This window comes from Kitasatospora sp. NPDC032150, from assembly GCF_055579945.1.
In genome coordinates this window covers 11,443-15,550 of sequence record NZ_JBVIMH010000060.1, presented here as the reverse complement: position 1 = coordinate 15,550, position 4,108 = coordinate 11,443, and the positions used below count along the sequence as shown (strand labels likewise).

Here is a 4,108-nt window from a genome sequence, read left to right as displayed (position 1 = left end):
GACCACCGACCGCACCGCAGACCCACCCCGCGACAGCGCCTCCAGACCCGCGCAGAGCTCGTCCCGCCCCGACCCCACCAGCACCGCCCGATGCTTGAAGGACGCGCGCGAAGTGGCCAGCGAGAAGGCGATATCCCGGATGCCCGTTTCAGGTGCGGCGGTCAGCCGGTCCAGCAGCCGCTGCGCCTGTCCCCGCAGAGCCTCCGCCGTCCGCCCGGAGAGCGCCCACGGCACGAACGGCGCGGCCGAAGGCGACCCTGCCGCTTCCTCGACCTCGGCCGCGTCGGCCGCAGGCGCCTGCTCCAGGATGGTGTGCGCGTTGGTGCCGCTGACGCCGAAGGAGGAGACCGCCGCCCGGCGCGGCCGCCCGGTCTCGGGCCACGGCCGCGCCTCCGTCAGCAGCTCCACCGCGCCCGCCGACCAGTCCACGTTCCGCGTCGGCTGGTCCACGTGCAGCGTCTGCGGCAGCAGGCCGTGCCGCATCGCCATCACCATCTTGATGATGCCGCCGACACCCGCCGCCGCCTGGGTGTGGCCGATGTTGGACTTCAGCGAACCGAGCCAGAGCGGCGCGGCCCCGTCACGGTTCTGCCCGTACGTCGCCAGCAGGGCCTGCGCCTCGATCGGGTCGCCGAGCGTCGTGCCCGTACCGTGTGCCTCGACCGCGTCGATCTGACTTGCCGTCAGTCTGGCTGCCGAGAGTGCCTGTCGGATCACCCGCTGCTGGGAGGGCCCGTTGGGGGCGGTGAGGCCGCTGCTGGCGCCGTCCTGGTTGACGGCGCTCCCGCGCACGATCGCCAGCACCGGGTGCCCGTTGCGCTGCGCGTCCGAGAGGCGCTCGACCAGCAGCATGCCGACGCCCTCGCCCCAGCCGGTGCCGTCCGCCGCCGCCGCGAAGGACTTGCAGCGGCCGTCGACCGCCAGTCCGCGCTGGCGGCTGAAGTCGATGAAGGCATTGGGCGTGGACATCACGGCGACGCCGCCGGCCAGTGCCAGTGAGCACTCGTCCGCCCGCAGCGCCTGGATCGCCCAGTGCAGCGCGACCAGCGAGGAGGAGCAGGCGGTGTCCACGGTGACGGCCGGCCCTTCCAGGCCGAGTGCGTAGGCCACCCGGCCCGAGGCGACGCTGCCCGAGTTGCCGTTGCCGAGGTAGCCGGCGACCTCCTCGGGGACGTCCAGCAGGCGGGAGGCGTAGTCGTGGTACATCACACCGGCGAAGACACCGGTCCGGCTGCCCCGGACGGTCTCCGGGTCGATGCCCGCCCGCTCGAACGCCTCCCAGGAGGTCTCAAGCAGCAGCCGCTGCTGCGGGTCCATCGCCAGCGCCTCACGCGGCGAGATGCCGAAGAAGTCGGGGTCGAACTGCGCGGCGTCGTGCAGGAATCCACCCTCCCGGGTGTACGAGGTGCCGGGGTGGTCGGGGTCATCGTGATGGAGGGCGATGAGGTCCCAGCCCCGGTCGGCGGGGAAGCCGGAGATGCCGTCGGTGCCGGTGGCCACCAGCTGCCAGAGGTCCTCGGGCGAGGTCACCCCGCCGGGGTAGCGGCAGGCCATGCCGATGATGGCGATCGGTTCCGGCTCCTGCTCCTCCAGCTCGCGCAGCCGCCGACGCGTCTCGCGCAGATCGGCGGTCGCCCGCTTGAGGTAGTCGAGGAGCTTCGCTTCGTTCTCCACGCCTTGTCCGTCCCACCCTTGAACCGGTCGTGAGGGCCGTGCCGGCTGCTTCCGGACGTCCGAGTCGGAACACGTCGTCGGGAAGGTTCGGGCATGACCGCCAATGACTCGCAATGACTCGTGCTTAATGGCCTGCGCCCACAACTCCCCGCCCGTGCGGGAGAAATCCTGCCCTGCAGTATTCGGTCACAATTGCCGCGAAGCGATTGCGGAGAATACTTGCGCCCTTTCAAGCTAGCAGCGGGCCGGACCGGCACACATCCCCTACTCTGCCCCTACCGCCCCTGTCCGGGCCAGACCGCGTCACCCATGCTATACATGGTCCCGGCACAGTTGAGTGTTCATTATCCCTTTCCGTCGGCGCGCATGACGGCGTAACACGACGGCGTTTCAGTATGCGTGTGATCCCTGCCGCGCTTCCATCGTCGCCGTTGTCGCGTCCCGCTCGATTCGCAGGAAGCAATGAATACAGCACGCGCACCGCAGGCCGTGGATTCCGATTCCACCGCCGTCGTCGTCGACCGGCTGGTCAAGAGATATCGCAACCGGCCGATGCCGGCCGTCGACGACCTCAGTTTCACCGTGAGGACCGGTGAGGTGTTCGGTCTGCTCGGCCCGAACGGCGCCGGGAAGTCGACCACCATCGGCATCATGACCACCCGGGTCGCCCCGACCTCGGGCCGGGTGTCCGTCCTCGGGGTAGACGTGGTGAGCCGGCCGGCCGCCGCGCACCGGGTGTTCGCGGTGGTCCCGCAGCGCAACAACCTCGACCGTTCACTGACCATCCGGCAGAACCTGGTCTTCCACGCCGGCTACCACGGTATGGGCCGGGCCGAGCGCAACCGGCTGGCCGACGAGAGCCTCGACTGGGTGGGCCTCGGCGACCGGGGGAAGGCCAGGGTGGACGAGCTGTCCGGTGGCCAGGCGCAGCGGGTGATGATCGCCCGCGCGCTGATGCACCGGCCCCGGGTGCTCTTCCTGGACGAGCCGGCCACCGGTCTCGACCCGCAGGCCCGGCTGTTCATCCACGACCGGGTGGCCGAACTGAGTCGCCGGGGCGTCACCGTGGTGATCACCACGCACGACATGGACGAGGCCGCCAAGCTCTGCGACCGGGTCGGCATCGTCGACCGCGGCAAGCTGCTGGCACTGGACTCGCCGCAGGCCCTGACCTCCTCGCTGAGCGGCACCGGCACGCTCACCTTCTGCGGGCCGCCGAGGCGCCGGCCGAGGAGCGTGAACTCACCGATCTGGTCCGGGTACTGGAGAAGATCGAGACGGTGGAGCGCGTCGAGACCGTCGAGGTCGGTGCCGACGCCCCCGACCGGCTGCGGCTCTACACCACCGGCCGGCCCTCGGCCACCCTGCCCGCCGCGGTCAGCGCCCTGAGCGAACTGCACTGCGACATCGAGGACGTGTCGCTGGGCGGGCTGACCCTGGAAGACGTCTTCATCGAACTGACCGGGAGAGAACTCCGTTGAGTGCGACCGCAACCCTTCCGCAGACCGGCAGAGGAGGCTCCGCGGCACGGACCTTCGCCTTCATCCTCTGGCGGGACGTCTTCGTGACGGGACGTGAGCTGATCCCGTTCCTCGCCCAGGTGCTGGTCGAGCCGTTCTTCATCCTGTTCGTGTTCGGCAAGATCCTCTCCGGCCTCGGCTACACCGGCCACGGTTTCCAGCAGGTGCTGCTGCCTGGCGTGGTGGCGCTCAGCAGCTTCCTGGTCGCGCTGCAGAACACCGCTTTCCCGCTGATCGTCGACTTCTCCTTCACCAAGGAGATCGAGGACCGGCTGCTGTCCCCGATCCCGCTCGCCCTGGTGGCGGTCGAGAAGGTGGTGTTCGGGGCGATCCGTGGTCTGGTGGCCGCCGCGGTGATGATCCCGCTCGGGTTCCTGGTCCTGGACGGTGTGCACTGGCCGGCCTCCAGCGTCCTGCCGGTCGCCGGTGTGCTCGCGCTCGGCTCGCTGGCCGGCGCGACCGTCGGGCTGACCATCGGCACCGCGGTGGAGTCCCGCCACATCAGCATCATGATCGCGGTCGTGCTGACCCCGCTGATGTTCACCGGCGCCACCCAGTTCCCGTGGTACGGCCTGTCCTCGGTGCGGACGTTCCAGGTGATCTGCGCGCTCAACCCGCTGACGTACGTCAGCGAGGCGATGCGTGCGGTGCTGCTGCCGGACGGTGAACCGCGGTCGATCCCGCTCGGGGTCGACCTGGCCGCGCTCGCGGCGGCCTGTGTGCTGTTCGGGCTGCTCGGCATCCGGGGCTTCCGCCGGCGGGCGCTGGACTGACGCGGCGAAGAGCGGAGGGGGGGGGGGGGGGGGGGGGGGGGGGGGGGGGGGGGGGGGGGGGTGGTGGTGGGGGGGGGGGGGGGGGGGGGGGGGGGGGGGGGGGGGGAGGGGGGGGGGAGAGGGATCGGGAGCGGGATCAGG

At 70.9% G+C, this 4,108-nt stretch carries 3 protein-coding genes; 2 read left to right on the top strand and 1 reads right to left on the bottom strand.

What is annotated here, in order from left to right:
- Window positions 1-1,674, bottom strand: a 1,674-nt coding sequence (locus tag ACZ5ON_RS34665; RefSeq protein WP_465601220.1) for a type I polyketide synthase, incomplete at its 3' end; no start/stop codon positions are given.
- A gap of 462 nt (window positions 1,675-2,136) precedes the next feature.
- Here ACZ5ON_RS34665 and ACZ5ON_RS34660 point away from each other — a divergent pair.
- Both ACZ5ON_RS34660 and ACZ5ON_RS34655 read left to right on the top strand, forming a co-directional pair.
- Entirely contained in the window at window positions 2,137-3,063 is a 927-nt protein-coding gene (locus tag ACZ5ON_RS34660; protein ID WP_465601218.1) for an ABC transporter ATP-binding protein, read from the top strand.
- 88 nt (window positions 3,064-3,151) lie between these two features.
- Window positions 3,152-3,967 (top strand): ABC transporter permease, encoded by an 816-nt coding sequence (locus ACZ5ON_RS34655; RefSeq protein ID WP_465601215.1) that lies wholly within the window; start codon window positions 3,152-3,154, stop codon window positions 3,965-3,967.
- Window positions 3,968-4,108: the final 141 nt, after the last annotated feature.